This is a genomic window from Paracoccus sp. 22332, assembly GCF_052045125.1.
GTDB lineage: Bacteria > Pseudomonadota > Alphaproteobacteria > Rhodobacterales > Rhodobacteraceae > Paracoccus > Paracoccus haematequi_A.
Map to the genome: position 1 here is coordinate 127,215 of NZ_JBQEOI010000008.1, position 24,016 is coordinate 151,230.

A 24,016-nucleotide genomic window follows, 5' to 3' on the forward strand; every position below is an offset into this window, starting at 1 on the left:
ATGACCAACGCCCAGGCCAAACCGACCCCCGAGGATGCCAGCAAGGACGCCTTCTTCGCCCGCATCGCGGAAATCTCGCAAGAGATGATTCAGGTCCATGGCAAGGATTTCGCGATGGGCACCCTGGTGCTGGCCGCGCGCTGGATCGCCAGCGACAAGATGGGCGGCCCCACGGCGCCCCACTGACGGGACCGGGCCGAATGTCCTTGCGCCTGACGCAAAGCCAGCGGCAAAGCCTGGGGTTCCGCCAGATCCAGGGCATCGCGCTCTTGCGGCTGACGAACGAGGATCTGGCCGCCGATCTGGCACGGCGCGCGGCGCAGAACCCCTTTCTGCGGCTGCGCCTGCCTGCCGGGACCGCTTCGCCGGGGACCGAGGATCTGGCCGATTCCCAAGGCGGGCTATATGCCCATGTGACGGCGCAGTTGCGGCTGATCGGTGCGGCGCGGGCGGACGAGGCGCTTGCCCTGGCCTTTGTGGAAGCCCTGGACGGCAACGGCTGGCTGGACCGTCCGCTGTCCCACATCGCGGCCAGTGCCCAGCGGTCGCTTGCCCAGGCTGAAACCATGCTGACGGCCCTGCAACAGGGGATCGAGCCTGCCGGTCTGTTCGCCAGCGGCCTGGCCGATTGCCTGCGCCTTCAGGCCATCGACCGCGACCAGCATTCGCCCGCGATGGCGGCGGTGCTGCGCCATCTTGACCTTCTGGCCCAGGGCGGGGCCGCCGCGGTGGCAAAGGCTGCGGGGCTGGACCCGGACCAGGTGGCGGCTTGCCTGGCGCGGATCCGGCGCATGGATCCGCGCCCCGGACTGGCCTTCGGCGGCCCCCCCGCGCCGGTCAGGGCGCCCGACGTGATCGTCTCGCGCGCGGCGCAAGGCTGGCAGGTGGCCCTGAACCGCGCCACGCTGCCGGTTCTGGACGTGATCCCCGACGCCCGCGCGGCCAAGGGGATGGGCGCGATCCGGGCCGAGGCCGAATGGCTGTCGTCCATCGTGGAACGCCGCAACCGCACGGTGCTGGCGGTGGCGCGGGCGGTCCTGAACCGGCAGCGCGGCTTTCTGGATCACGGTCCCGGCGCGCTGCTGACCCTCAGCCGGGCCGGGATTGCGGCCGATCTGGGCCTGCATGGCAGCACGGTCGGGCGGGTGGCGCGGGATCTGCTGGTCGACACGCCGCACGGGCTGCGGACCCTGTGCAGCCTGTTCGACGGCGGCCCGGTCCGGGCGGGACCGGACAGGCGGCCCGGCGCTCAGCCCGCCGCGGCGGCGATCCGCCACAGGCTGGGGCAGTTGATCGCGGCCGATGATCCGGCCGCCCCCTTGGGCGACGCGGAACTGGCCGCCGCCCTGTGCCGCGAGGGCAAGCCGCTGGCACGGCGCACCGTTGCCAAATACCGCGAGGCCTTGGGCATCCCGGTCTGCGCGCAGCGTCTGCGGCAGAGGGCGTAAGGCGGGGCAGGACTCAGGACAGCCTGGGTCGCGGCGCGGCGCGGCGGGCGCGCAGCCTGCGGGCGATCGCCATGCCCGCCAGCATCGCGCAGACGAACACCGCCGCCTGGGGGCGCAGCAGGCCAAGCGCGGGGATCGAGCCGCCGGGGCAGAAACCCGCGATCCCCCAGCCGACCCCGAACAGCGCCGAACCGCCAATCAGCGCGGGGTCGAGGTCGCGCCGCGTCGGCAGGTGGAAGCAGGTGTCCAGCACCGGCCGAGGCCGCCGCAACACGATGCGATAGCCGATCAGGGCCACGGTCAGCGCGCCGCCCATCACGAAGGCCAGCGACGGATCCCAGGTTCCGGCGATGTCGAAGAAATTCAACACCTTGGCGGGGTTCGCCATGCCCGAGACCATGATCCCGGTTCCAAAGACCAGCCCGATCAGGAAAGCAAGCGGAACGGCCATCCCTATGCCCCCCCGATCCCGTGGCGGATCGCATAGACGGTCAGTCCCGCCGCCAGCATGAAGATCAGCGTCGCCAGGATCGAGCGCCGCGAAAGCCGGGCATTGCCGCAGATTCCGTGCCCCGACGTGCAACCGCCGCCGAAGGTCGTGCCGATGCCGACCGCCAGCCCGCTGACGACGATCCAGGGCAAGGGGGTCTGGCTGGAAAACGGAATCTCGATGCCGCCCAGCGTCGTCGCCAGCAGGGGCGCAAGGACGGCCCCGGCCAGGAAGGCCAGCCGCCAGCCCCGCCCCTCTTGCCCCGGCAGCAGGCCGGCCAGGATGCCGGTCATCCCGGCGATGCGGCCGTGAAAGGCCATCAGCAGCACCGCCGACAGGCCGATCAGCGCCCCGCCCAGCAGCGATTGGATGGGGGTGAAGGCAGTCATGTCGCTCATTCCCACGGGGCCTCCAGAAGGTTCAGCGGAATTTTCAGATAGCGGCGCCCGTTCGATTCCGCGTCGGGCAGGCGACCCGCATTCATGTTGACCTGCAACGAATGCAGGATCAGCCGGGGCATCGGCAGTGTCCGGTCTCGTGCCTGCCGGGCCGCGACGAAGGCGTCCTCGGTCCGGTATCGGGCGATGTGGATGTTAACGGCCTTCTGCTCGGCCACGGTCGATTCCCAGCGGGGCGGACGGCCGCCCTCGCCATAATCGTGGCCGGTGAAGATCCGCGTGTCGTCCGGCAGGGCCAGGATCGCCTGGATCGAGCGCCATAGCTGCCCTGCGTCGCCGCCCGGAAAATCGGCTCGGGCGGTGCCGCTGTCGGGCATGAACAGCGTGTCATGCACGAAGGCCGCGTCGCCGATGACATAGGTGATCGAGGCCAGCGTATGGCCGGGCGAGAACATCACCCGCGCCGGGATGGACCCGACCGCGAAGCGGTCGCCATCGTCGAACAGCCTGTCCCACTGGGATCCGTCGGCGGGAAAATCCGGCCAGTTGTAAAAGCCCTTCCACAGCCGCTGGACCTGCACGACCTGGGCGCCGATGCCGGTGGGCGCGCCGGTCCTCCGCCTGATGTGGTCGGCGGCCGAAAAATGGTCGGCATGGGGATGGGTGTCCAGGATCCAGTCCACCCGATAGCCCTTCGTCGCCACGAAATCCAGGATCCGGTCGGCCTGGGCCGTCGCGACGGCGCCCGACTTGTCGTCGAAATCCAGCACCGGATCGATGATGGCACAGGCCCCGGCCGCCGGATCGGCCACCACGTATTGCACCGATCCGGTGCGGGACTCGTAAAAGCCGGTGACTTCGGGCGTGTGGGTCATTGCCTGTCCCTCGGACTGTCTGTGGGCCTGTGCGGATCTTGATGTATGCGCTTCTTCGAAGATATGCAATAACCCGCAAAACGGCCTTTTAGCCGCAGGTCGACAGGACGATCACCGGAAACAGCGTGGCGGCGCTGGCGACCGCGCCGATCCAGTTGCCCGCGCGGACCAGCAGCGCCTGCCTCGCGCTGCCATCGGCCCTGTTCCACAGGATCAAGGCGCCGTGCAGGGCCAGCCCGGCCAGCCACAGCAGGATCATCGCCAGGGGATGCAGCGACCCGGCGGGCGTTGCGCGGGCGGGCCAGTCCCAGGCACAGCCCAGCCCGTGCAGCGCATAGACGGCAGAAAACAGCGCGCCCCACAGCAGCGGTCCCGCCAGCATCCGCAAGACCCAGGCCATCAGCCGACCTCCTGCAGGATGACAAGGCCCAGCGACAGGGCGGCGGTCGCCAGCCAGAAGGCCTGGAACAGTTGCCAGACCGGCGCGGCGCCCCGGCGCAACCGGCTGGTCCGTCCCTGCCGGGCATCGCACAGGCTGCGCAGCCCCAGCATCAGCGCGACAGCCCCGTGGAACACCGCATGGCCCAGCAGAACCCCGCGCAGGGCGTCGCGGGCGTGGCGGCGCGGATCGTCCAACTGCCAGGCCAGCACGCCCAGCAGCGCCAGCGCCAGCCCCGCGGCCAGCACTCCCGTCAGGGCGGCAGTGGCGCCGGTCGGCCTGTCGCGCCGCGTCTCGGCCAGGCGGGCGGCCAAGGTGGCGGCGGCGATGGACAGCAGCGCCCCTCCGGCGGCCAGCAGCGCGCCAAGGCCCAGGCCGCTTTCCGGGGCGGGCCAGTTCGGGGCGATGACGGTCAGGAAACCTACCCCGAACAGCAGCGAGGCATAGAGCGTCCCGTCCGCCACCAGCAGCGTCACGGTCCCGCTATAGGCGAGGGTCTGGCGGATCTGCCAATGCTCGGGCAGGGACAGGCCGGGCGCGACGGGGATCGGCGCCGCGTCGCGCGGACTGCCCATGAAGCCGCCCCACTGCCATCCCGCCCACAGGATCGCCGCGATGGCCAGAGGCGTCAGCCAGTAAAGCCCCGCCAGCATCAGCAGGAAGAAGCTGCCAAGCGCGGCGGCGGTCCAGATCGGCAACACGGTGTTTCCCGGCACCACGGCGACGTGATCGGGGCGGCCGGTGCCTGCGTCCGTCACCAGAACCTCTCGCCGGTCTCGGGGGGCGCCGGGCAGCAGGCCCTCGCCCCGCGCCAGGGGCAGGATCGCGCTGCTGTCGGGATGGCGCGGTCCGGGCAGCGAGGCGAAGTTGTAGGGCGGCGCGGGCAGCGCCATCGCCCAGTCCAGCGTCTCGGCCCGCCATGGGTTGCGGTGGCTGCGCCGACCGAACAGCCATTGCATCCCGATATCCATCACGAACAGCGCGAAGCCCGCCGCCATCACCATCCCGCCAATGGACGACACCAAGTTCAGCCATTCCCATTCCGGGTTGCCCGGATAGCGATCGATCCGGCGCGGCATCCCCAGAAGCCCGGTCAGGTGCATCAGGAAGAACGTGCCGTGAAAGCCTAGCAGGATCAGCCAGAAGGCGGCCTCGCCCAGGGCGCGGACCCGGAACCTGCCACTGATCATCGGCATCCAGTAGGTGATCCCGGCCATCATCGGAAAGACGAAGCCGCCGACCAGGACGTAATGCAGATGCGCGGTCACGAAGGCGGTATCATGGGCCTGCCAGTTGAAGGGCACCATGGCCAGCATCACCCCGGTCAGCCCGCCCATCACGAAGGTCAGGAAAAAGCCGATCACATGCAGCATCGGCAGGCGCAACTCTACCCTGCCCGCCCACATCGTGCCGATCCAGGCGAAGATCTGGACCGAGGTCGGCACCGCCACCAGGGCCGAGGCCGCCGAAAAGAACGCCAGCGCCATATGCGGGATGCCCACGGTGAACATGTGATGCACCCACAGCCCGAAGGACAGGAACACCAGCCCCAGCACCGCCGCGACGATGGCGCCGTATCCCAGAATCGGCACCCGCGCGAAGACCGGGATGATCGTGGACAGCACCCCGGCGGCGGGCAGGAAGATGATATAGACCTCGGGGTGGCCGAACAGCCAGAACAGGTGCTGCCACAGCAGGGGATCGCCGCCGCGCAGGATGTCGAAGAACGGCCAGTCGAAGGCGCGTTCCAGTTCCAGCAGGATCGATCCCAGGATCAGCGGCGGAAATCCCACCAGCATCATCGCGGCGGTGCCCAGCATGTACCAGCCCATCAGCGGCATCCGCGTCAGGCCCATGCCCGCCCGGCGCATCCGCAGGATCGTGACGATGATCTCGACCGCCGCCGCCACGGCCGAGATCTCGACGAAGGTCACGCCCAGCAGCCAGACATCGGCGCTGACGCCGGGGGTGTGGGTCTTGCCGGACAGGGGCACATACATGAACCAGCCGCCATCGGGCGCCATGCCCAGCAGCAGCGACGCCAGGATGATCGTGCCGCCGAACAGGTAACACCAATAGCCAAGCGCCCCCAGGCGCGGAAAGGCCAGGTCGCGCGCACCCAGGATCTTGGGCAGCAGCCACATGCCCAGCCCCTCCAGCATGGGGATGGCGAACAGGAACATCATGATGCTGCCGTGCATCGTGAAGATCTGGTTATACAGCGCCGTGTCCAAGAAGGCCCCGTCCCGCGTCGCAAGCTGCGCCCGGATCAGCATCGCCAGAACGCCGCCGATGGCGAAGAACACGAAGGAAGTCGCCATGAACCGCAGCCCGATCGTGCTGTGGTTGACCGAGGCGAAGCTGCCCCGCCAACCGGGCAGGTCGGACCAGATGCGGTCCATCTCGCGGTGCAGGCGCAGCGCCTTGCGGGCGGGATTGGCGGGAATGTCCTCGGTCATGGCGCCCTTTCGGCAGAGATGAAGGCAGGCGGCGCGGCGGGGTCATAGACGACCACCTCGAACCGCATGGCGGCATGGCCCAGGCCGCAGAATTCGGCGCACAGCCCCTCGTGCCGTCCGGGGGCGTCGGCCTGCAGGCGGTGGACGTTGCGATGGCCGGGGATCGCGTCCATCTTGCCGCCAAGCTGGGGCACCCAGAAGGAATGGATCACATCGGGGCTGGTCAGCACGATGTCGAAGGGCTGGCCTGCCGGGACATACAGGATCCCCTCGGTCACGACGGGTCCGTCCGGGCCGGGCTGGGTAAAGCGCCAGCCCCAGTTGTAGGCCTCGGCCTGGACCTGCATGGCGCCGTCGCCGCGCGCGATCATCCGCTCGCCCGTCCACAGCGCGAAGCCCAGCAGGACCGCCAGCACCGACATGGTGAAGCCCAGGCCCCACCAGACGATCCAGCCGCGTTCCCCGGTCGGGCGCGGGCCGCGCCACAGCGCAAGGGCCGTCAGCACCAGCACCAGAAGGGCGATCAGCCCCGCCCCGGCCAGCATCGCCCACCACAGCGTGGCGATCTGCTGGGCGGCGGGTCCGGCCGGGGACAGCGCGCTTGCGCCGCCGTCGCAACCGGCCAGCAGGGGAACCGCAAGGACCGCCCAAAACTTCCCCTTGTGCAACCCCGACGGAGACTGCCGATGCGACCCAAACGGACCTGGAGCCAACGCCGCCGCCTTTCCGACCCGATCGAGGAGCATTCGGCCTTCGACGATACCGAATCCACCATCGCCCTGGCGGGCCATCCGATCCACGCGATGCTGATCACCTATCCCATCGCCCTGGCCTTCCTGACGCTGTTCGCCGACGGCATGTTCTGGTGGACGGGCGACGCCTTCTGGCCGCGCATGGCGGTCTGGACGGCAGGCATCGCCTTCGTGATGGGCGTGCTGGCCGGCATCGCCGGTACGGTCGAGCTGCTGATCGTTCCGGGCATCCGCATCCGCGCGCCCAGCTGGACGCATTTCATCCTGGCCTGCACGCTGCTTTCGGTCCTGGGTGTCAATTGGGGCTTCCGCCTGCCCGACCCGCAGGCGGCGGTGCTGCCGGTGGGGATCCTGATCTCGGCCCTGGGGGTGGGGCTGACGACGGTCACCGGCTGGCATGGCGGCAAGCTGGTCTTCGACTATCAGATCGGCACGCAACGGGATCATGGCAGCTGATCCCGGGGCGCCTGCATGATGTCCGGCAGCAGATCCGCGACCCAGGCCAGATCCGGCTTGGCCAGCACCAGCCACAGAACCGCCGCCATCGACGGCAGGCCGATGGCCAGGGCGATGCCCGGCCACGGCATCTCATAGCCCCGGCCCGGATCGCTGCCCCTGCCCTGGCGTTGCAGGCCCGACTGCTCGATCAGGTGGCCGATCCAGGCATGGGTCAGCGCCATCAGGCTGACGAACGCCAGCTTGGCGACGAACCACAGATCGAACACCTCGGCCGCGAAGATCAGCGCGGTTCCCGCGACCACGGCGATGACCGCTGCGGGGGTCGCGAAGCCGATATAGCCGTAATGCGTCAGCAGCCGGAATTCGGAATAGCGGACCTGGCGCCGCGCGTGGCCATAGGCGATCAGCAACAGCGGCAGGGCGATCAGCCCGGCGCACCAGCACAGCATCGCGGCGATATGGATGGCCTTCAGCGCCGCGATCATGCCGCGAAGCCCCGCTGCCAGCCTCGGCGCAGCATCCAGCCCGCAAAGGCCGCCATCGGCAGGAAGCCCGGCACCCACAGGATCAGCCCGGCCAGCCGCTGATCGTCCAGCGCGGTCATGCCCCACAGCGCCGCGCCGTCGACATGCTGGACATAGAGGACGGCGGGCGCGAAGGTCAGCACCGCACCCAGAAAGCCCATCACCCCCGCCAGCCCCATGGTCAGGAAGCTGTGGCCCAGGACCGCATGGCGCGGCCCGGCCAACACCGCCGACCAGAAGGCCCACGCGGGCAGCAGCAGCGCCGCCTGCATCAGCCAATAGACCGCATCGGATCGCCAGATCGCGTCATAGACCGCAGGCAGGTGCCAGGCCGCCATCGCCAGGGCCATCCCCGCCGCCCCGATTTGCGCAGGCCAGCGCGCGGCCAGCGGCCAGGCCAGCGCCAGGGCGGGCGCGGCCACCCCGGCAAGGACCAGGTGATGCAGCGCGCGGGCCGAAAACAGCGAAACGGTCAGCGCGCAAAGGGGCGACACGAAGGCCAGAACAAGCGCCAGGACCGCGACTCCGCCCGCCCTGCCCGCCTGACGCCACCACAAGGCCAGCGACAGCAGCGCCAGCCCGGCCAGCAGCGGCGGATCGAGATTCCAGGCGGTCCATAACCCGCCAGGGGCTGCGCCCGGTCCGCAATAGGGTTGACTCATGGATCCTCGCTTTCCGTCGGGCTGGGGCCGCAGGCTGTCCAAGGATAATACCGAACCCCGCCAAAGGGTTTCGTGCGGCGGCCGATGCTTGCATCAGGTCAGCACGTAATCCTGCGGGACCGGCATGGCGGGCAGGTCCGTCTCGCCCAGGGCGGATCGCAGGTGGATCTCGATCACCGTCGCATAGGCGGCGATCGGCAGGTTGTTCGGCATCAGGCCGAACGGCTCCTCCAGTTCCTCGCCCAGGGCGTCGAGGCCGAAGAAGGTATAGGCGACCAGCATGGCGGCCAGGGGCGTGGACCAGCCCAGCATGTCGGCAAGGCCGAAGGGCAGCAGGAAGCAGAACAGATAGGCCGTGCGGTGCAGAAGCAGCGTATAGGCAAAGGGCAAGGGCGTGTTGGCCAGACGCTCGCAACCCACCAGGGCCTGCGTCAGCCGCCCCAGGCTGTCGTTCAGGGCAAGCGCCTCGACCGGGGCAAGACGGCCCTGGCGCAGCAGCCGGCCGACCAGCCCGGCGACCTCATGCAGGATCCGGTCCGCCGGCCGGGCCGAGACGGCAGGCGCGCCCGCCGCCTGAAGGCTGGTCCTGTGCCGCAATTGCGCGACCGCCGCATGGGCAAAGGCGATGATGGCCGTCAGGATTTCGCGCCGTTCGGGCGACGGGCCGTCCGGGCCGTCATCCAGGACCACCGTCTGCCGGGCGACGTCGCGGGCCGAGTGGATGATCCCGCCCCACAGCTTTCGGGCCTCCCACCAGCGGTCATAGCAGGCATTGTTGCGGAAGCTGAGAAAGATCGACAGCGCGATGCCGATCAGGGTCAGCGGTGCCGGATTGATTCCCGGCACCACCTGCGGCGCATGACGGTGGGCGGCCACGACGACCAGCGACAACAGGCCCACGGCGGCAAGCTGCGGCCAGGTGCGCAGGATGATCGACCCCTTCAGGACGAAGAACAGCGTCAGCAGGCCGGGCCGGGGGCGGACGATCATCGGGCAAGCCCCCTGCCCCCAAGGCTGCGAAAAACGGTTCCGAGAAGTTGGCGCGTCATCGGCGGCTGTCCTGACCCATGCCCCGGAATTGAAGCGGCGGCGGGACCTCTCTTGTCAAGCCCGGCCGGCCTCATTCTCCTTTGTCCAAATATCCCGCAGGGGGTCCGGGGGACGCGAAGTCCCCCGGCGGCTCAGCCCAGCACCTCGCGCACGGATTCAGCGGCGGCGGCGACGATGGTGTCGGCCTCGGCGCGGGTCAGGCACAGCGGCGGCGCAAAGCCAAGGATGTCGCCTTGCGGCATGGCCCGCGCGATCACGCCGCGCTTCAGCATCGCCGCCACGATCCTGGCCCCCACGCCTTCGGACGCGTCGAAGAACGTCCGCGAATCCCGGTCGCGGACCAGTTCCACGGCGCAGAGCATCCCCTCGCCCCGGATCTCGCCGACATGGGGATGATCGCCAAGCGCGGCCCGCATCTGCGCGTTCAGATAGGCGCCGGTCTCGCCCGCGTTGCGCACCAGCCCCAGTTCGTCGATCAGCTTCAGGTTGGCAATCCCCGCCGCCGCGCCGATCGGATGGGCGGAATAGGTCCAGCCATGGCCGAAGACGCCGTTCTCGTCGGTGCCCTGCATCAGCACGTCCCAGACCCGCTGACCGACGATCGACCCGGACAGGGGGGCATAGGCACTGGTCAGCCCCTTGGCGCAGGTGATGATGTCGGGCTTCATGCCGTAATGATCGGACCCGAACAGCGACCCCAGGCGGCCGAAGCCCGTCACCACCTCGTCGGCGATCAGCAGGATGTCGTACTTGTCCAGCACCGCCTGGATCGCGGGCCAATAGCCTTGGGGCGGGGGCACGATGCCGCCGGTGCCCAGCACCGGCTCGCCGATGAAGGCGGCGATGGTGTCGGGGCCTTCCGCCTTGATCAGCGCCTCCAGCTTGTCGACGCAATAGCCCACGAAGCTGCTTTCGCTTTGTGAGGGATCGGGACGGCGGAAGTAATAGGGCGCCTCGGTGTGGATCACCTGCGCCAGGGGCAGGTCGAACTTCTTGTGGAACAGCTCGAGCCCGGTCAGGCTGCCGGTCATCAGGCCCGACCCGTGATAGCCCCGCCAGCGGCTGATGATCTTCTTCTTCTGCGGCAGGCCGCGGATGTTGTTGTAATACCAGACCAGCTTGATGTTGGTTTCATTGGCGTCCGACCCGCCAAGCCCGAAATAGACCCGCGCCATGCCGTCGGGGGCGCGGTCCATGACCATCTTCGCCAGCGTGATCGCGGCTTCGGATCCGTGCCCCGCATAGGCGTGGTAATAGGCCAGCTCGCGCGCCTGCGCGGCGATGGCGTCGGCGATTTCCGTCCGGCCATAGCCCACGTTCACGCAGTAAAGCCCCGCGAACCCGTCCAGCAGGCGGTTGCCGTCGCGGTCGATGATATGGACGCCCTCGGCCCCCTTGACGATGCGCTGCGCGCCTTCGCCGCGGGCGAATTGGCCCAGGTTGGTCGAGGGATGGAAAAAGCTCTCGCGGTCCCATTTCGCCAGTTCGTCATTCGTCAGCATTCTCATGCCCTCCTGTGCTCTGCCCAGTCGCGGCAGACGTATTTGATTTCGGTGAAGGCCTCCAAACCGTGGCGGCTGCCCTCGCGGCCGAGGCCGGACTGCTTCATGCCGCCAAAGGGGATCGGCGCGCCGGTGACCTTGGTGCGGTTGACCGCGACCATGCCGAATTGCAGCGCGCGCGACAGGCGATAGATGCGGCGCGGGTCGCGGGAATGGACATAGGCGACAAGGCCGTATTCGGTGTCGTTGGCGATCCGCACCGCCTGGTCCTCGGTCTCGAAGGGGGCGATGGCGGCGACTGGGCCGAAGGTTTCCTGGCGGAAGATCAGCGCATCGACGGGGACATCGGCCAGCACCGTCGGCTGATAGAACAGCGGACCTTGCGGGTCGCGCCCGCCGCCGGTCAGCAGCCGGGCGCCGCGCGACAGGGCGTCGGCCACATGTTCTTCCTGCTTGCGGACCGCGCCTTCGTTCATCAGCGGGCCAAGGTCGCGGTCCTGTTCGCCGGGGCCAAGCGTCAGCGCGGCGGCGGCGTCCGCGAAACGGCGGCAGAACTCGTCATAGATCGGGCGTTCGACCAGGAAGCGGTTGGCACCCAGGCAATCCTGGCCCGAGGTCGCGAACTTGGCCTTGATCGCCTCTTCCACCGCCAGGTCCAGATCGCAATCGGCGAAGGCGATGAAAGGCGCATGGCCGCCCAGCTCCAGCACCAGCCGCTTTACCGTGTCCGAAGATTGGCGATACAGCAGCCTGCCGATTTCGGTGGATCCGGTGAAGGACAGCGCCCGCACCCGCGGATCGGCGCACCATTCCCCGACGATTTCCGGCGCCTCGCCCGTCACCACGTTGAACACCCCGGCAGGGAAACCGGCGCGATCCGCCAGTTCGGCAAGCGCGGTCGCCGACAGCGGCGTTTCGGCAGAGGGATGGATCACCACCGTGCAGCCGGCAGCCAGGGCCGCAGCCGCCTTGCGGGTGATCATCGCGCAGGGGAAATTCCAGGGCGTCACCAAGGCCGCGACCCCCACGGGTTCCCGCCACAGCTCCATCTCGGCCGTGGACAGGTGCGAGGTCACGCTTTCGATATTGGGGCGCTTGGCTTCCTCGGCATAGAATTCGACGAAGCTGGCGGCATAGTCGATCTCGCCCCGCGATTCCGACAGCGGCTTGCCCTGTTCGGCGGTCATGATCCGGGCCAGATCCTCGCGGTTGTCGCGGATCAGCTGGAACCAGCGGAACAGGATCGCCGCGCGTTCCTGCGGCAGCGCGGCGGCCCAGGCCGGGAAGGCCGCGTCGGCGGCATCCACGGCGGCGCGGGCGCCCGCCGCATCCAGTTTCGCGACCTGCGCGACGGTCCCGCCGGTGGCCGGATCGGTGACGGCGAAACGGTCGCCGCCGATCCAGGCGCCGTTCACGAAGGCGTCGGGGCGCATCAGGGTCTTGTCGGCAATCATTCGTCCACCTCTACGCCGATGACGGCGACACAATCGCCGGGTTTCACGATGCCGGGGAAATGCCGCGCCATCATCAGCCCGGCGCGCGCGGCGGTGACGGTCACGGGCGGCAGCCCGGTGCGGGTCACGGGAAAGATGCGGGCGACCGGCTGGTCCTGCGCGACGGCATCGCCCAGATCCACCAGGAATTCGATCAGCCCGCCGTCTTCCGCGAAGGTGAAGCAATCGGCGTCGGGCATGTCCAGCCATTGCGTCGGCTGGGCCTGAACCTCGCCGCGCAGGACGCCCGCCGCGATCAGCAGGTTCTTCAGCCCGCGCTTGGCGATGCCCGCCGTGCGCGCGGTCGCGGTGCCGCCGCCGCCCAGTTCGGTGGTGACGAAGACCTTGCCCATCTCCTCGGCGGCGGTGTCGTACATGCCGACCGCATCGATCTCCAGCATCTTGACCGACCAGGGCGCCCCGAAGGCCCGCACCAGATCGAAGCTCTGCCCCTCCTGCCGCTTGTCGGGCAGGATGTGGGCGGCGCAATAGGGCAGGAAATCCAGCGTCTTGCCGCCGGAATGGAAATCCACCACCACATCGGCCATGGGCAGCAGAACCCGCTGGAAATAGTCCGCGATCTTCTGCGTCACCGTGCCGTCCGGGCGGCCCGGAAAGCTGCGGTTCAGGTTTCCCCGGTCGATGGGAGAGGTGCGCGTCCCCGCCCCGAAGGCCGGATAGTTCATTGCCGGCACGATGATGATCCGGCCTGTCACCTGATCGGCCCGGACGGTCGAGGCCAGGTCGAACAGCGCGATCGGACCTTCGTATTCGTCGCCGTGATTGGCGCCGGTCAGCAGCACGGTCGGCCCTTCGCCGCCCACGACCACGGTGATGGGGGTCATGATCGACCCCCAGGCCGCGTCGTCGCGCGAATAGGGCAGGCGCAGGAAGCCGTGGCGGACGCCCGGTTCCGCGAAATCGACCGTCGCCGTGATGGGCGACGGCGTCAGTTGCATCTGAAGGGGCAGCATGGCCTAGTCCTTCACGAACAGCTTGCGCGGGACCGAGGCCAGCAGTTCCGGCGCGCCCTCGGTGATGGCGATGCTTTCGGTGATCTCCAGCCCCATGTCCTCGGACCAGAGGCCGGTCATGAAGTGGAACGTCATGCCGGGTTGCAGCACGGTGGTGTCGCCCGGACGCAGCGACATGGTGCGTTCGCCCCAGTCGGGGGGATAGCTGACGCCGATGCCGTATCCGGTGCGGCCGTCCTTGACGATGCCGTATTTCTTCAGCACCGCGAAGAAGGCGCCCGCGAACTGTTCGCAGGTATTGCCGGGACGCGCGGCCTCCAGCCCGGCCTCCATGCCTTCCAGCACGGCCTTTTCGCCGTCAAGAAACACCTGGGTGGGCTTGCCCAGGAACACCGTCCGCGACAGCGGCGCGTGATAGCGGTTATAGCAGCCCGCGATCTCGAAGAACGTCCCCTCGCCCGCGCGCATCGGCCGGTCGTCCCAGGTCAGGTGCGACGCCGCGGCCTCGCGCCCCGAGGGCAGCAGCGGCACGATGGCCGGGTAATCCCCGCCGAAGCCCTCGGTGCCGCGGATGCCCGCGTCATAGATCTCGGCCACCAGGTCGCATTTGCGCATCCCCGGCTCGATCTTCTCGAAGATGCGTTCGTGCATCTTCGTCACGATGGCACCGGCCTTGCGCATATAGTCCAGCTCGGTCGGGGATTTCACCGCGCGCTGCCAGTTCACCAGCCCGGTCGTGTCGCTGAACGTCGCGTTGGGCAGGTGCTTTTGCAGGGCGGCGAAGGCGGCGGCGGTGAACCAGTAATTGTCCATCTCGACGCCGATGCGTTTCGCGCCCCAGCCCTTGTCCGTCAGGATCTGCGACAGCAGGTCCATGGGATGCTTCTGGGTGTTCTGCACATAATCGTCGGGATAGCCGATGATGTTGGCGTCGTTCAGATAGGCGGTGAAGCGCGCCCCCACGGCATCCATGCCGCGCCCGAAGAAGATCGGCTCTCCGTCCGGGGGCACGACCACGCATTGATGGACATAGAAGGACCAGCCGTCATAGCCGGTCAGCCAGTTCATGTTGGACGGATCGGTGACGATCAGCAGGTCGACGCCACCGGCCTCCATCGCCCGGCGGGTCTTGACGAGGCGTTGCGCGTATTCCTCGCGGGTGAATTTCAATGCGACATCTGTCATGGGGGTTGCTTTCAGAGGGTGAAGTCGTGGCCTGCCCCCGCCTGGGCCGCGCGGGCCAGGGCAAGGGTGGCGATGGCGGTGTCCTGGATGCCGGTGCCGGTCAGGTCGGCCAGGGTGATCTGATCCGGGCTGGTCCTGCCGGGGGCCGATCCGGCCAGGATCTGTCCCAGTTCGGGCAAATCGCCGTCCAGTCCGGCATGGCGCAATTCGCCCAGCGTGCGGGTCTGGGACAGGCGGTCGGCGACGTAATGCGCGGCCCGCATCAGGTCCGGGGCGATCTCGTTCTTGTGCGGCGCGTCCGACCCCATGGCGGTGACATGGGTGCCCGGCGCGACCCGGTGCAGGATCGGGCTTTCCGCGGGCGTGGTGGTCACGACGATCCCGGCATCGCGCACGGCATCCTCGACCGAGACGGCGGCGGTCACGGGGATCGACAGCGCGGCGGTCATGTCCTGGGCGAAGGCCCGCGCCTTTGCCGGATCGCGCGCCCAGACGGTGGCGCGGGTCAGCGGGCGAACCAGCGTCAGCGCCTGCAACTGCATCCGCGCCTGCATCCCGGCGCCCAGGATCGCGGCGGTGGCCGCATCGGCCCGCGCCAGCGCATCGGCGGCGACCGCCCCCGCGGCGGCGGTGCGCACATCCGTCAGCCAGCCGTTGTCCAGCAGCAGCGCCTCGACCAGGCCGGTCTTGGCCGACAGCACCACCATCATGCCGTTGGTGGACGGCAGGCCAAGCACCGGATTGCCGAAGAAGCCGGGCGAGATCTTGATCGCGACATGCGACAGACCGGGGACATAGGCGGTCTTCACATCGACCTCGCCCCGGTGTTCGGGGATGTCCAGCCGCAGGATCGGCGGCATGGCGACGGGTTTCGTCGCCAGCGCCAGGAAGGCGTCGCGGATGCAGGCCACGGCCCCGGTATCCAGGGGCATCAGGGCGCGCAGGTCGGATTCCGTCAGGATCTTCACGGGCGGTCTCATGCGGCGTCCTCCTGCATCAGGCGGGCGTGCTGGGCGGGGTCGATATTGCCGCCGGACAGGATGGTGACGGTCGGACCCCGAGGCACGAATTTCCCGGCCAGCAGCGCGGCATGGCCGACCGCCGCCGCGCCCTCGACCACATGGCCGGCGCGGCCCAGATGGCGGATGGCGGCGGCGATTTCCGCCTCGGTCAGCAGGATCGCATCGTCCAGAAGATCGCGGCACAGGGGGAAGGTGACGCGGTTGTCCAGCCCGATGCCGCCGCCCAGGCTATCGGCCAGGGTCGCGACCTCGGCCACCTCGACGGGGCGGCCCGCGCGCAGGCTGGCGGCCATGGCCGCGCCGTTCTCCATCGTCAGGCCGATCACGCGGGTCGCGGGCGAGACCGCCTTGATCGCCACCGCGATCCCCGCCGCCAGCCCGCCGCCGGACAGCGGCACCAGCACGGCCTCGGGCATCCCGATCTCCAACCCGATGGTGCCCTGGCCCGCGACCACATCGGGGTGGTCGAAGGGCGGGATCTGGGTCAGGCCGTCCTGGGCCACCAGGCGCGCGACCTCGGCCATGGCCTGGTCCTGGCTGTCGCCGACGATCCGCACCAGGCCGCCCAGGTGGCGGATCGCCTGGACCTGGTTCGCGGGCACCAGCCGCGACAGGCAGACCGTGGCAGGCACGCCAAGCGCGCGGGCCGCATGGGCCAGCGCCCGGCCATGGTTCCCGGTCGAGGCCGTGACCACCCCCCGCACCCCGGCGGGCAGCGACAGGATCGCGTTGGTCGCGCCGCGCAGCTTGAAGGCGCCGGTCGGCTGGCGGTATTCGCATTTCATCAGGACCGGATGGCCCAGCCGCGCCGACAGCGCCTCGTCGGGCACCAATGGCGTTTCCGCGACATGGCCCCGAAGGCGGGCGGCGGCGGCCCGGATGTCGTCCAGCGTCATGGCAGCCTCATCAACTGGCCGGGGGCAAGGGCGCCCACAACGCCGCAGGCGCGCGCGGCGGTCCACAGCGTCGCGGAATTGGCCGAGACGACGGGGATGCCCACGGCGTTTTCGATCCGGTCGATGATCCCGGCGGCGCGGACGGCGGTGCAGGCCACGAACAGCGCCTGGCTGCCGGGGGCAACGGCCGCCCGCGCGGCCTCGACGATGCTGGCGTGGCTGATGCGGGCCATGTCGCGGTCGTCGGTCAGGCCCAGGCAGGACACCGCTTGCAGCGCAAAGCCGCCCGCCTCGAAACACTCGGCCATCGGCCGGGTCGTCTGGGCGTCATAGGGGGTCAGCAGCGTGATCCGGTCCGCGCCAAGCGCCCGCAGCGCCGCGAACCCGGCCGAGATCGGTGTGATCGCCGCCGCCCCCGGCTTGCCCGCCGCGATCGCAGCGCGCACCTTGTCGTCGCCGATGACCACCGATGCCGAGGTGCAGCTGTAGACCACCGCGTCCAGTTCCTGATCCGGCAGGATCAGCGCCGCCGCCCGCGTCACGTCGCCCGCCATCGCGGCCAGCGTTTCGGGCGTGACCGGGTTGGCGAAGGGAATCCGGGTGGCATAGACGCCGATGCCATGCGGCGGCAGGGCGGCGAAGTCGACCTCGGTCGTGTGGTCGGTGGCCAGCGTCACCAGGCCCAGGCGATGCGGCAGGGGACGGTCGTCCAGAACCACGGTCATTTCCCCACCCCGCCATAGCGCCGTTCCAGCCAGCGCAGCCCGATGACCGAGATCACGCTGACGATCAGGAACATCACCCCGACCAGGGTCATCGGCTCGACATAGCGATAGGAGCTGTTGGCGACCGACCGGGCCTGGTTCATCAGTTCCAGCACGGTGATGGCCGACAGAAGCGGCGTTTCCTTGAACATCGCCAGCAGGTAATTCGCCATGGCCGGGATCATCGGCGGCACCGCCTGCGGCAGGATGACGTGGATCCAGGTCTGGCGGGCGTTCAGGTTGGTGGCCTTCGCGGCCTCCCACTGACCGCGCGACACGGCCTCGATCCCGCCGCGATACACCTCGGACGCATAGGTCGCGTAATGCAGGCCCATGCCGATCACCCCCGCCGTCAGCGCGGGCAGGCGGATGCCCAGATCGGGCAGGACGTAGAAGATGAAGTAAAGCTGCACCAGCAGCGGCGTGCCGCGGATGAATTCCACCACGAAGCCCGTGCCGCGCGACAGGATCCGATTCCGCGACCGGCGCAGGATGGCAAAGACCAGCCCCAGCACGGCGGCGACCACGGCGCCAAGCGCGGTGGCGATCAGCGTGATCCTGAACCCCGCCAGCAGTTGCGGCATGATCGAGGCGGCGAATTCCCAATCCCATTCCATCAGCGCACCCCGTCCAGGCCGCGCGTCACGCGCCGCTCGTACCGGCGGATGGCGAAGGAAATCACCGAGGACATCGCGAAATACAGCAGCAGGATCGTGACGAAGGGCAGCAGCGTGTTGCCGGTCTGGGACCGCACCACCTGCGCCTGGAAGGTCATGTCGGCCAACGAGATCAACGACACGACCGACGTGGCCTTCAGCAGTTCGATGGCGTTGTTGCCGAAGGTCGGCAGCATCAGCGGCAGCGCCTGGGGCAGGATGATGTGGCGCATCCGCTGGAAGCGGGTCAGGTTGACGGCGGTGCAGGCCTCGTACTGGTCGCGCGGCACGGCCAGGATGGCGCCGCGCACCACCTCGGCCCCATAGGCGCCCACGTTCAGGCCCAGCGCCAGGACGCCCGCCTGCATCGGCGTCGGCGCCCACAGCCCGGTCATCGGCAGCACGAAATAGATCCAGAACAGCTGCACGAAGATCGAGGTGCCCCGGAAGAATTCGATATATCCGGTCGCCAGCCAGCGCAGGGCGGCGTGGCCCGAGATGCGGCCCAGCCCGGCGATGAAGGCCACCACCAGCGCCAGCGCGGATCCCATCAGCGTCAGCTTGACGGTGACCCATGCCCCCTGAAGGATAAGCGTCAGATATCCAGACCAGTCGCCCATGCGCTGATGCCTGCCTTTCTGCTGTCGGATGATCGGGCGGGGCCGCGCCCCGCCCCCGTCACGTCACTGCTGCGCGCAAAGCGCCTCGCGGTTGGTCGAGATCGCCGCCTCGGCCGAGAAACCGTAGGGTTCGATGATCCTGGCGAATTCGCCCGATTCCTTCAGCTTGGCCAGTTCCACGTCGAAGGCGTCGCGCAGCGCGGTGTCGCGCTTGTTAAAGGCCGCGCCGTCGCAATAGACCGGCGCCCCCTGGACCGGGGCCACGACCTCCAGGCTGGCGTCGCCGGATTTCGCCAGCAGGTCATTCAGCGACAGAACCGGCAGCGAATAGGCGTCGATGCGGCCGTCCTGCACCATCTTCAGCCCCGATTGCGCATCGGGCACCACGACCAGCCGGTCGCGCGGCACGCCCGCGTCCAGGGCCAGCTTCTCCTCGGTTCCGCCGCCGGGCGCGCCCAGACGGGCTTCGGGATCGTTGGCGAAATCGGCATAGGACTTGAAGCCCTTGGGGTTGCCCTTGGGCAGCAGCAGCGCCTCGGCATCGCAGAGGATCGGTTCGGAATAGGCCACCGCGTCGCAGCGTTCGGGCTTCATGAACAGACCCGCCGTGATCGCATCGACACGGCCCGCCTGAAGGCTGGGGATCATGGCGCCGTAATCCAGGATCGAGGCTTCCAGATCGGCCACGCCCAACGCCGCGAAGACCGCGCGGGCCACGTCGGGCGCGGCGCCCGAAACCTTGCCGTCGGCGCCGATGGCGGTGAAGGGCGGCTCGTTGCCGATGGCGATGCGGGCGGTGCCCGCTTCCTTCAGGTCGTCCAGCTTGTCCGCCAGCGCGGGCAGCGGGGCCGCCAGCAGCAGGGCGGCGATCAGGGTGGTTTTCATGGCTTTCTCCTGTTGGGTGTCCATCACACGCGCTGTCCGGCGGCGATGATCTTGCGCAGGAAGGACTTCGTCCGGTCCTCTTGCGGCGCGGTGAAGATCTGGTCGGGCGGGCCTTGTTCGACGATCCGGCCCTTGTCGAAGAACAGAACCCGGTCGGCGAAGTCATGGGCAAAGCCCATCTCGTGCGTGACCAGCAGCATGGTCATGTCGGTTTCCCGCGCAAGACGCTGCATCACCTCCAGCACCTCCTCGACCAGTTCGGGGTCCAGGGCCGACGTCACTTCGTCGAACAGCATGATCTGCGGCTGCAAGGCAAGGGCGCGGGCGATGGCCACGCGCTGCTTCTGGCCCCCGGAAAGCTGGCTGGGCATATAGGCGGCCTTGTCGGCCAGACCCACCATGTCCAGCAATTCGCGGGCACGGGACTCGGCCGCCGCGCGGCCGACGCCCTGGGTCAGGACCGGGGCAAGGGTGATGTTCTGCAAGACGGTCTTGTGCGGAAACAGGTTGAAGTGCTGGAACACCATCCCGACATGGCGGCGCATCTTGTGCAGATGCGCCTCGTCCGCAGGCACCTCGGCGCCGCCTTTGGTCATGTGATACAGCGGCTCTCCGTTGATTTCGATCCGGCCGCCGGAAATATCCTCCAGCGTCATCAGGATGCGCAGGATGGTGGTCTTGCCCGATCCCGACGGGCCGATCAGGGCCAGCTTCTCGCCCTTCATCACGTCGAAGTTCAGCCCGTCGATGACCTTCAGCGTACCGAAGGACTTTTGCAGGTTCTGGATTCGGATGATCGGTTGGTCCATGCGTTCCCCGTGCTGTCACAGCGGAACTTTGCAGCGGGATTATATCAGGTCAATCACAAAATAATATCATGACAATTATTCGGGGCGCTTTGCCTAAACCAGCGTCAGAACCGGCTCGGCATTGCTGCCCAGGGTTTCCACGACCAGCCGCAATCCGCGCCGCAGATCCTCGGCTCCGGTGGAACCCAGGGCGATTCGCACCGCGTCCCGCCGCCCGCGTTCGTCCAGCCGGAATGCCCGTCCCGAGGCGACCGCCACACCCCGCTGCCTTGCCTGGGCCACGAATTCCTCCTCGTCGCGGCCGGGGGGCAGTTCCAGCCAGACATGCAGGCTTTGCGGATGGGCGTGAAAGGGCGCGGATCCCAGAACCTCTCTCGCGATGGCGTGGCGTTCGCGCAGCGCGTCCCGTTGCCAGGACATCAGCCGGTCCACCGTGCCGTCGCTGATCCAATGGCTGAGCAGTTCGACCATCGCGGGCGTCGCCATCCAGTTCGTGACCAGATGCCGGTTCGCGGCGATCGGGGCCAGGCGCGACGGCGACACCAGCCAGCCGATGCGCAAGCCCGGCAGGGTGGTCTTGGTGAAGCCCTGGATATGCAGCACACGTTCCGGCGCCAGCACCGCCATGGGCGGCGGGCGATCCTGGATCAGCGTGTTCAGCATGTCGTTTTCGATGATCAGCAGGTCGTGGCGGCGGGCGATCTGAACCAGTTCGGCGCGGCGGTCGAGGCTGGTCATGATCGCCATCGGATTGATCGCGGAAGGCTGCATATACAGGGCGCGCAGGCTGCCCTTGCGGGCCAGATGGTCCAGGGCCTCGGGGACGATGCCGTCATGGTCCACCGGCAGGCCTTCCAGATGCAGGCCCAGGTATTTGCACAGCGGCATCAGCAGATGATGGGTCAGCGCCGCCGCCGCCAGCGTGCCGCCGGGGGGAACCGCGCTCATCACCGCGGTGGTGATGGCCGAGGTCGCGCCGTCGGTCAGGGTGATGCAGTCGGGCGCCACGTCCAGGCCGCCGCGCCGCAGCCAGTCAGCCGCCACCCGGCGATGCTGCGGCAGGACTGAATTCGGCCGGAACGACAGGGCGGCGGGCGCGGTCAGGTTCTCGGCCACCCAGTGCAGACCTTCGCGGAAGATGTCGACATGCATCCGCCCGGTCACCGGCTTCAAGATCGACAGATCGACCAGCCCGCCCGGCCGTTCGGCCAGATACGGGGGCGAATTCTCGGATCCGGCGGGCAGGACGAAGGATCCGCGCCCCACCTCGCCCACCACCAGCCCGCGCCGGATCAGATCCTCATACGCACGCGAGACGGTCTGCACCGACAGCCCCAGATCGTCGGCCAGCTTGCGCTGCGGCGGCAGGCGCGATCCTGCGGGAAGCTGCCCGTCCCGGATGGCGCGGGCATATTGCTCGGCCAGGGACAGATAGGCGGGGCGATACAAGGCCAGGGGGTCGGGGCGCCAGATTGTCATGATTCACTATCGGGACAATCCAGACGAATGGCAAGGGCCGCCGGAATGCGGCGGGCTGACCATGCCCGCCCGCCGCAGCCGTTCGTAGAGTGGCCGGTCAGGCTGCGTTCTTGCGTCCCCAGAAGCGCAGGTCGCGGCAGGCGGCGATGAAGCCCTTGGCGTCCGAGGCCGGGATGAAGCCTTCGTCCAGTTCCTGCGGCAGCCCGGCCTTGGCGAACAGCACGCGCGCCGCGTCGTTGAAGGCCGCGAACTTGTAATGCGCCCAGGTGGTGGCGGCGAAATCGCGGGCGGCGGCCATCCTGGCCAGCATCTCGGCCTGATCGTCGGACGGCAGGATCGCCACGGCGTCGAAGACCGCCGAAGGCGCACCCTCGACCATCTCGTCCAGGTCCAGTTCGGTGCCGTCCGACAGAACCACGCTGCCCGCGATCGGGCCGATGAACTGCACCATCGCGCCTTCGGCCTGAGCGGCATCGACGATGGCCTTGACCTGGGCCACGTCCGATCCGTCGGTCAGCAACATGCCGATCTTGCGGCCCGCGAAACTGTCGGGACCGTTCTTCAGGATCGACAGGGCCGGGCTTTCCGGCAGGTCGGTGCGGGGCGGAACGGCGGGCTGGGCGGGCGCGGGCATGTCCTTGACGCCAAGGCCCGCCGCCACCGCCTGGGCCAGATCCTCATGGATGTTCAGCAGATGGGCCAGCATCCGCAGCCGGATCGGCTTGGTCTTGACCTTCGACAATTCGAAGGTCAGCGCGTCGGCCATGTGCTTCTGCTCGACCGGGGTCTGGCTGATATAGAACTGCCGGGCCTGCGAGTAATGGTCGGCGAAGGTTTCCGACCGGATCCGCGCCTTTTCACCGCTATAGGCAACCGGCACCGCGCGGATGCCACCCTGCGCGACCTCGCGCGGGCCGCCTTGGTCGCCGCCCCAACTGTTCGGTTCGTAATTCGCGCGCCCGCGCGGATTGTGCATGGCCATGTGGCCATCCTGCTGGAAGTGGTGGAACGGACAGCGCGGCGCGTTGATCGGGATATGGTTGAAATTGGGGCTGCCCAGCCGCTTCAACTGCGTGTCCAGATAACTGAAGTTCCGCCCTTGCAGCAGCGGATCTTCGGAAAAATCGATTCCGGGGACGATGTTGCCGGTCTGGAAGGCGACCTGCTCCGTCTCGGCGAAGAAGTTGTCGGGCATCCGGTTCAGGACCATCCGGCCGATAGGGCGGACCGGCAGGATCTCCTCGGGGATGATCTTGGTGGCGTCCAAGACGTCGAAATCGAACTGGTCGGCAAAGGCGTCGTCGAAGACCTGCACGCCCAGTTCCCATTCGGGATAATCGCCAGACTGGATGGCGGTCCACAGGTCGCGGCGGTGGAAATCGGGATCGGCGCCGTTGATGCGCAGCGCCTCGTCCCACAGCACGGATTGCAAGCCCTGCTTGGGCTTCCAGTGGAACTTGACGAACCGCGCCTCGCCCGCCGCGTTCACGAAGCGGAAGGAATGGACGCCGAAGCCCTGCATGAAGCGGAACGACCGGGGGATCGCCCGGTCGGACATGATCCACATGATCATGTGCATGGATTCCGGCATCAGCGAGATGAAGTCCCAGAAGTTGTCATGCGCCGTCTGGGCCTGCGGGAAATCGCTGTCGGGTTCCTGCTTGGCGGCGTGGACCAGATCGGGAAACTTGATCGCGTCCTGGATGAAGAACACCGGGATGTTGTTGCCGACCAGATCCCAGTTGCCTTCCTTGGTATAGAACTTGACCGCGAAGCCGCGCACGTCGCGCGCCAGATCCATCGACCCCTTGTTTCCCGCCACGGTGGAAAACCGCACGAACACCTCGGTCCTTTCCCCGGCGCGCTGGAAGATGTCGGCCGCCGTGATGTCGGACAGGCTTTCATAGGTCTCGAAATAGCCGTGCGCGCCATAGCCCCTAGCATGGACGACCCGTTCCGGGATTCGTTCATGATCGAAATGGAAAATCTTTTCGCGGAAGGCCTGGTCCTCGATCAGGGTCGGGCCGCGACGCCCCACCCGCAGGCTGTTCTGGTCGTCGGAAACCGGCGTGCCGACCTGCGTGGTCAGCGGCGGCACGTCGCCCCCAGCCTTCTGGTGAAGCTCTCCGCCGCTGCCGGTCTCGGTGGTATAGTCCTTGGCTGACATGATGCTCG

25 protein-coding genes are annotated in these 24,016 nt (G+C 68.3%); 3 read left to right on the forward strand and 22 right to left on the reverse strand.

The features are described from left to right. Positions 1-186: a hypothetical protein gene (locus tag ACTJI6_RS11545; RefSeq protein ID WP_126153175.1), complete on the forward strand. Its 186-nt coding sequence runs from the start codon at positions 1-3 to the stop codon at positions 184-186. 14 nt (positions 187-200) lie between these two features. Beyond that, positions 201-1,448, forward strand: a complete 1,248-nt coding sequence (locus ACTJI6_RS11550) for an RNA polymerase factor sigma-54 (protein WP_440800854.1) — start codon at positions 201-203, stop codon at positions 1,446-1,448. 13 nt (positions 1,449-1,461) lie between these two features. Here ACTJI6_RS11550 and ACTJI6_RS11555 read toward each other — a convergent pair whose 3' ends face one another. The 6 genes from ACTJI6_RS11555 to ACTJI6_RS11580 all read right to left on the reverse strand — a co-directional run bounded on the left by ACTJI6_RS11555 (position 1,462) and on the right by ACTJI6_RS11580 (position 6,777). Then, positions 1,462-1,899: a DUF6691 family protein gene (locus ACTJI6_RS11555; protein ID WP_440800856.1), complete on the reverse strand. Its 438-nt coding sequence runs from the start codon at positions 1,897-1,899 to the stop codon at positions 1,462-1,464. A gap of 2 nt (positions 1,900-1,901) precedes the next feature. Then, the gene (locus ACTJI6_RS11560) at positions 1,902-2,327 is read right to left on the reverse strand and encodes a YeeE/YedE family protein (protein WP_126153300.1); all 426 of its coding nucleotides are present in this window, start codon (positions 2,325-2,327) and stop codon (positions 1,902-1,904) included. A gap of 5 nt (positions 2,328-2,332) precedes the next feature. Next, positions 2,333-3,211: an MBL fold metallo-hydrolase gene (locus ACTJI6_RS11565; RefSeq protein ID WP_440800858.1), complete on the reverse strand. Its 879-nt coding sequence runs from the start codon at positions 3,209-3,211 to the stop codon at positions 2,333-2,335. An 88-nt stretch (positions 3,212-3,299) separates the two neighbouring features. After that, positions 3,300-3,611: a hypothetical protein gene (locus ACTJI6_RS11570; protein ID WP_440800859.1), complete on the reverse strand. Its 312-nt coding sequence runs from the start codon at positions 3,609-3,611 to the stop codon at positions 3,300-3,302. Beyond that, a complete protein-coding gene (gene ctaD, locus ACTJI6_RS11575; protein ID WP_440800860.1) occupies positions 3,611-6,109 on the reverse strand; it encodes a cytochrome c oxidase subunit I in 2,499 nt (832 codons plus the stop codon). The genes ACTJI6_RS11570 and ctaD overlap by 1 nt, the downstream gene beginning before the upstream one ends. Next, a complete protein-coding gene (locus ACTJI6_RS11580; protein WP_440800862.1) occupies positions 6,106-6,777 on the reverse strand; it encodes a cytochrome c oxidase subunit II in 672 nt (223 codons plus the stop codon). The genes ctaD and ACTJI6_RS11580 overlap by 4 nt, the downstream gene beginning before the upstream one ends. 18 nt (positions 6,778-6,795) lie before the next feature. On the opposite strand from ACTJI6_RS11580, the gene ACTJI6_RS11585 reads away from it, so the two are divergent. Continuing rightward, positions 6,796-7,317, forward strand: a complete 522-nt coding sequence (locus ACTJI6_RS11585) for a DUF2231 domain-containing protein (protein ID WP_126153168.1) — start codon at positions 6,796-6,798, stop codon at positions 7,315-7,317. Here ACTJI6_RS11585 and ACTJI6_RS11590 read toward each other — a convergent pair. The 16 genes from ACTJI6_RS11590 to ACTJI6_RS11665 form a co-directional block, all read right to left on the reverse strand. Then, entirely contained in the window at positions 7,305-7,805 is a 501-nt protein-coding gene (locus tag ACTJI6_RS11590) for a CopD family protein (protein ID WP_440800865.1), read from the reverse strand. The two genes, ACTJI6_RS11585 and ACTJI6_RS11590, sit on opposite strands and share 13 nt — an antisense overlap. Beyond that, positions 7,802-8,506, reverse strand: coding sequence for a cytochrome c oxidase assembly protein (locus ACTJI6_RS11595; protein ID WP_440800867.1), 705 nt, complete (start codon positions 8,504-8,506; stop codon positions 7,802-7,804). Before ACTJI6_RS11595 ends, ACTJI6_RS11590 begins: the two co-directional genes overlap by 4 nt. A gap of 93 nt (positions 8,507-8,599) precedes the next feature. Continuing rightward, on the reverse strand, positions 8,600-9,496 hold the full coding sequence (locus ACTJI6_RS11600) for a bestrophin family protein (RefSeq protein WP_126153165.1): 897 nt from the start codon (positions 9,494-9,496) through the stop codon (positions 8,600-8,602). Between the two features lie 191 nt (positions 9,497-9,687). Beyond that, positions 9,688-11,058, reverse strand: a complete 1,371-nt coding sequence (locus ACTJI6_RS11605; RefSeq protein WP_126153299.1) for an aspartate aminotransferase family protein — start codon at positions 11,056-11,058, stop codon at positions 9,688-9,690. Positions 11,059-11,060: 2 nt separating this feature from the next. Continuing rightward, positions 11,061-12,512, reverse strand: coding sequence for an NAD-dependent succinate-semialdehyde dehydrogenase (locus tag ACTJI6_RS11610; RefSeq protein WP_126153164.1), 1,452 nt, complete (start codon positions 12,510-12,512; stop codon positions 11,061-11,063). Further along, positions 12,509-13,525 carry a N(2)-acetyl-L-2,4-diaminobutanoate deacetylase DoeB gene (doeB, locus tag ACTJI6_RS11615; protein ID WP_241232652.1) on the reverse strand — a complete coding sequence of 339 codons (1,017 nt, stop codon included), beginning with the start codon at positions 13,523-13,525 and terminating at the stop codon, positions 12,509-12,511. The genes ACTJI6_RS11610 and doeB overlap by 4 nt, the downstream gene beginning before the upstream one ends. Before the next feature lie 3 nt (positions 13,526-13,528). Beyond that, complete coding sequence (gene doeA / locus ACTJI6_RS11620; RefSeq protein ID WP_440800869.1) at positions 13,529-14,710, reverse strand: ectoine hydrolase DoeA; 1,182 nt, start codon at positions 14,708-14,710, stop codon at positions 13,529-13,531. 11 nt (positions 14,711-14,721) lie between these two features. Next, positions 14,722-15,690 (reverse strand): cyclodeaminase, encoded by a 969-nt coding sequence (locus ACTJI6_RS11625; RefSeq protein WP_440800871.1) that lies wholly within the window; start codon positions 15,688-15,690, stop codon positions 14,722-14,724. Then, positions 15,687-16,628, reverse strand: coding sequence for a hydroxyectoine utilization dehydratase EutB (gene eutB / locus ACTJI6_RS11630; RefSeq protein WP_440800873.1), 942 nt, complete (start codon positions 16,626-16,628; stop codon positions 15,687-15,689). The genes ACTJI6_RS11625 and eutB overlap by 4 nt, the downstream gene beginning before the upstream one ends. After that, positions 16,625-17,353 carry an ectoine utilization protein EutA gene (locus ACTJI6_RS11635; protein ID WP_440800875.1) on the reverse strand — a complete coding sequence of 243 codons (729 nt, stop codon included), beginning with the start codon at positions 17,351-17,353 and terminating at the stop codon, positions 16,625-16,627. Before ACTJI6_RS11635 ends, eutB begins: the two co-directional genes overlap by 4 nt. Next, positions 17,350-18,009 (reverse strand): ectoine/hydroxyectoine ABC transporter permease subunit EhuD, encoded by a 660-nt coding sequence (ehuD, locus tag ACTJI6_RS11640; protein WP_440800876.1) that lies wholly within the window; start codon positions 18,007-18,009, stop codon positions 17,350-17,352. Before ehuD ends, ACTJI6_RS11635 begins: the two co-directional genes overlap by 4 nt. Continuing rightward, the gene (gene ehuC / locus ACTJI6_RS11645; protein WP_126153158.1) at positions 18,009-18,668 is read right to left on the reverse strand and encodes an ectoine/hydroxyectoine ABC transporter permease subunit EhuC; all 660 of its coding nucleotides are present in this window, start codon (positions 18,666-18,668) and stop codon (positions 18,009-18,011) included. The genes ehuD and ehuC overlap by 1 nt, the downstream gene beginning before the upstream one ends. 63 nt (positions 18,669-18,731) lie before the next feature. Continuing rightward, positions 18,732-19,553 (reverse strand): ectoine/hydroxyectoine ABC transporter substrate-binding protein EhuB, encoded by an 822-nt coding sequence (ehuB, locus tag ACTJI6_RS11650; RefSeq protein WP_241232651.1) that lies wholly within the window; start codon positions 19,551-19,553, stop codon positions 18,732-18,734. A 23-nt stretch (positions 19,554-19,576) separates the two neighbouring features. Further along, positions 19,577-20,362 carry an ectoine/hydroxyectoine ABC transporter ATP-binding protein EhuA gene (ehuA, locus tag ACTJI6_RS11655; protein WP_440800877.1) on the reverse strand — a complete coding sequence of 262 codons (786 nt, stop codon included), beginning with the start codon at positions 20,360-20,362 and terminating at the stop codon, positions 19,577-19,579. A gap of 93 nt (positions 20,363-20,455) precedes the next feature. Next, positions 20,456-21,841, reverse strand: coding sequence for a MocR-like ectoine utilization transcription factor EhuR (locus ACTJI6_RS11660; RefSeq protein ID WP_126153155.1), 1,386 nt, complete (start codon positions 21,839-21,841; stop codon positions 20,456-20,458). Positions 21,842-21,938: 97 nt separating this feature from the next. Next, on the reverse strand, positions 21,939-24,008 hold the full coding sequence (locus tag ACTJI6_RS11665; RefSeq protein ID WP_440800879.1) for a catalase: 2,070 nt from the start codon (positions 24,006-24,008) through the stop codon (positions 21,939-21,941). Between the last annotated feature and the right edge of the window lie 8 nt (positions 24,009-24,016).

Bases quoted from the DNA above. Each gene is read 5' to 3' on its own strand.
- ACTJI6_RS11545 (WP_126153175.1), top strand. From the start codon at position 1: ATGACCAACGCCCAGGCCAAACCGACCCCCGAGGATGCCAGCAAGGAC.
- ACTJI6_RS11550 (WP_440800854.1), top strand. From the start codon at position 201: ATGTCCTTGCGCCTGACGCAAAGCCAGCGGCAAAGCCTGGGGTTCCGC.
- ACTJI6_RS11555 (WP_440800856.1), bottom strand. From the start codon at position 1,899: ATGGCCGTTCCGCTTGCTTTCCTGATCGGGCTGGTCTTTGGAACCGGG.
- ACTJI6_RS11560 (WP_126153300.1), bottom strand. From the start codon at position 2,327: ATGACTGCCTTCACCCCCATCCAATCGCTGCTGGGCGGGGCGCTGATC.
- ACTJI6_RS11565 (WP_440800858.1), bottom strand. From the start codon at position 3,211: ATGACCCACACGCCCGAAGTCACCGGCTTTTACGAGTCCCGCACCGGA.
- ACTJI6_RS11570 (WP_440800859.1), bottom strand. From the start codon at position 3,611: ATGGCCTGGGTCTTGCGGATGCTGGCGGGACCGCTGCTGTGGGGCGCG.
- ctaD (WP_440800860.1), bottom strand. From the start codon at position 6,109: ATGACCGAGGACATTCCCGCCAATCCCGCCCGCAAGGCGCTGCGCCTG.
- ACTJI6_RS11585 (WP_126153168.1), top strand. From the start codon at position 6,796: ATGCGACCCAAACGGACCTGGAGCCAACGCCGCCGCCTTTCCGACCCG.
- ACTJI6_RS11590 (WP_440800865.1), bottom strand. From the start codon at position 7,805: ATGATCGCGGCGCTGAAGGCCATCCATATCGCCGCGATGCTGTGCTGG.
- ACTJI6_RS11595 (WP_440800867.1), bottom strand. From the start codon at position 8,506: ATGAGTCAACCCTATTGCGGACCGGGCGCAGCCCCTGGCGGGTTATGG.
- ACTJI6_RS11600 (WP_126153165.1), bottom strand. From the start codon at position 9,496: ATGATCGTCCGCCCCCGGCCCGGCCTGCTGACGCTGTTCTTCGTCCTG.
- ACTJI6_RS11605 (WP_126153299.1), bottom strand. From the start codon at position 11,058: ATGCTGACGAATGACGAACTGGCGAAATGGGACCGCGAGAGCTTTTTC.
- ACTJI6_RS11610 (WP_126153164.1), bottom strand. From the start codon at position 12,512: ATGATTGCCGACAAGACCCTGATGCGCCCCGACGCCTTCGTGAACGGC.
- doeB (WP_241232652.1), bottom strand. From the start codon at position 13,525: ATGCTGCCCCTTCAGATGCAACTGACGCCGTCGCCCATCACGGCGACG.
- doeA (WP_440800869.1), bottom strand. From the start codon at position 14,710: ATGACAGATGTCGCATTGAAATTCACCCGCGAGGAATACGCGCAACGC.
- ACTJI6_RS11625 (WP_440800871.1), bottom strand. From the start codon at position 15,690: ATGAGACCGCCCGTGAAGATCCTGACGGAATCCGACCTGCGCGCCCTG.
- eutB (WP_440800873.1), bottom strand. From the start codon at position 16,628: ATGACGCTGGACGACATCCGGGCCGCCGCCGCCCGCCTTCGGGGCCAT.
- ACTJI6_RS11635 (WP_440800875.1), bottom strand. From the start codon at position 17,353: ATGACCGTGGTTCTGGACGACCGTCCCCTGCCGCATCGCCTGGGCCTG.
- ehuD (WP_440800876.1), bottom strand. From the start codon at position 18,009: ATGGAATGGGATTGGGAATTCGCCGCCTCGATCATGCCGCAACTGCTG.
- ehuC (WP_126153158.1), bottom strand. From the start codon at position 18,668: ATGGGCGACTGGTCTGGATATCTGACGCTTATCCTTCAGGGGGCATGG.
- ehuB (WP_241232651.1), bottom strand. From the start codon at position 19,553: ATGAAAACCACCCTGATCGCCGCCCTGCTGCTGGCGGCCCCGCTGCCC.
- ehuA (WP_440800877.1), bottom strand. From the start codon at position 20,362: ATGGACCAACCGATCATCCGAATCCAGAACCTGCAAAAGTCCTTCGGT.
- ACTJI6_RS11660 (WP_126153155.1), bottom strand. From the start codon at position 21,841: ATGACAATCTGGCGCCCCGACCCCCTGGCCTTGTATCGCCCCGCCTAT.
- ACTJI6_RS11665 (WP_440800879.1), bottom strand. From the start codon at position 24,008: ATGTCAGCCAAGGACTATACCACCGAGACCGGCAGCGGCGGAGAGCTT.